General features: G+C 35.0%; 2 protein-coding genes. Both read left to right on the top strand.

The features are described from left to right. Positions 1 to 133 precede the first annotated feature (133 nt). A complete protein-coding gene (locus DFQ00_RS28605; RefSeq protein WP_110899770.1) occupies positions 134 to 997 on the top strand; it encodes an FRG domain-containing protein in 864 nt (287 codons plus the stop codon). Between the two features lie 142 nt (positions 998 to 1,139). Continuing rightward, complete coding sequence (locus tag DFQ00_RS28600; protein WP_244214035.1) at positions 1,140 to 1,655, top strand: hypothetical protein; 516 nt, start codon at positions 1,140 to 1,142, stop codon at positions 1,653 to 1,655. Positions 1,656 to 1,853: the final 198 nt, after the last annotated feature.

Below are 1,853 nucleotides of genomic sequence, written 5' to 3'. Positions count from 1 at the left end.
TGCGGCTCCTTTCGGAGCCTCGGTCTGCGGATGGATTTCGAGGAGGGATTTCAGCAGACAACCCCTTCGGGGTTCATGAATACAGGAACGTTATAAGAAAGATATATTAAGTAAATCGGGAGGATGATTAATTATGTGGAACGAAGTTATTATAAAAGATTGGGTTCATTTTTATTCAACTATAACTGAATTAAAGTCTAAAGAATGGATCTTTAGAGGTCAAGCATCGAGTGAATGGAAGATAACTTCAAGTCTATTCAGAGAAATTGATCGAGCCAAAGATTTGATTCACATTAGTGGAGGTGATTGGGGGAAGAAGAAAAATCAATATGAAGAGCAATTGATTAGAATGTTTCAATCTCAATCACATCTGTATTTATCTATTAATCCGGATGATCATTTGGATATTATTAAAATAATTCAAGATGGGTCTAATAATGAATATGTAAACAATAAACTTGAATGGTTATCTTTAATGCAACATTATGGTGCACCAACAAGGATGATTGACTGGACATTTTCGCCTTTCATTGGTCTGTTTTTTGCGGTAGAAAATGCTAGAACAGAGTTTGCTCTTTATTCAATTAACTTGACACATATTATTAGCATGAACAAAAAGAAATTTAAAAAAGAAGAGCTATCTAAAAAACTATTCTTACATGTAAAGACCTCAGGATTTTTTGTATATCCATTTGAACCGCAAATTAGTAACGAAAGAATTTTGAAACAACAAGGACTTTTCATAGTTCCAAGTTCAAATTACAAAACTTTTGATGAATTACTTTCTGAGTACAATATCAAAAATGGATTTAATGACCAAGGTGAAATTGTTGCATACAAATTTATTTTCGATAAATCTTTGATTGTAGAGTCCATTAGAAATTTAAGAATGATGAATATAACCCCGGATTCCTTGTTTCCTGGAATTGAAGGATTTAGTAGAACCTTTAAATTGCATTTATATGATTCAACAAGTAATTTAAAAAGAATTTATTGAAGCTTAAAGAGCATATCCTTCTTATAACATAATATTCACGCTGCGGGCATTTGCCCTTGGCCCGGCATTCGCCGGACACCCAGCATGCGCTGGGTCGTGAATACAGGAACGTTATCTGAAATACGGTAAAATCATTTATGAAATGAGCGAACTTATGAATATACAGGATTTAAGAAATTGGGTGTACAAACACGATGCAAGAGATCGAGCGTTAGAAGCGTTCTGGCTTAACGTAACGACTTTTAGGATGGAGGAACCGGAAGAATTTGAAGAACTATTTTGGGATTATGACGAACAGTATTTGAAAGTCTTAATCGAAGATATTTCGTTGCACATCAAGAGTTTAGATTACATAGAAGTAGGGAATAAAGAGCGGGAATATATCGAAGTCAAGGTTAGAATTGAATATCGATCCAACCATGTAGGTTACTACCGAATACACTTCAATATAGACGGTAAGATCAAGGAAGACTTTTTCATCACAGAATGGACAGGATTAAGATTATATCAAACAAGAGGATTGTTAGAAGATATTAGAGTAGAGATCAACGACGACTTAATCAAGGGAAAGATAACCGAAAAAGAAGCCACAAGATTAAAAGCAATTATTGAAGAAAAGAAAGAAGAGATTCGGAAGGAATTTAGTCATGCTGAGTAAGTGATTCGAGGAGCTACCGTACATCAGATAACATAATATTTACGCTGCGGACGTACGTCCTTGGTCTGGCATTCGCCAGACACCCGACATACGTCGGGTCGTAAATACAGGAACGTTATGGGAAATTGAACGAAGATCTATTATTGTGAGGGTTTAATCATGGTGGATTCAGAAAGAAAGAAAGAAAGAAAGAAAGAA

The sequence above is a fragment of the Paenibacillus barcinonensis genome, from assembly GCF_003217495.1.
In the GTDB taxonomy this organism is placed as follows: domain Bacteria; phylum Bacillota; class Bacilli; order Paenibacillales; family Paenibacillaceae; genus Paenibacillus; species Paenibacillus barcinonensis.
The sequence above is the reverse complement of the archived record's forward strand: the minus strand, read 5'-3'. Positions and strand labels throughout refer to the sequence as shown.

What these genes read in the sequence shown, in the direction of transcription:
- DFQ00_RS28605 (WP_110899770.1), top strand. Translation starts at nt 134, where the DNA reads ATGTGGAACGAAGTTATTATAAAAGATTGGGTTCATTTTTATTCAACT.
- DFQ00_RS28600 (WP_244214035.1), top strand. Translation starts at nt 1,140, where the DNA reads ATGAGCGAACTTATGAATATACAGGATTTAAGAAATTGGGTGTACAAA.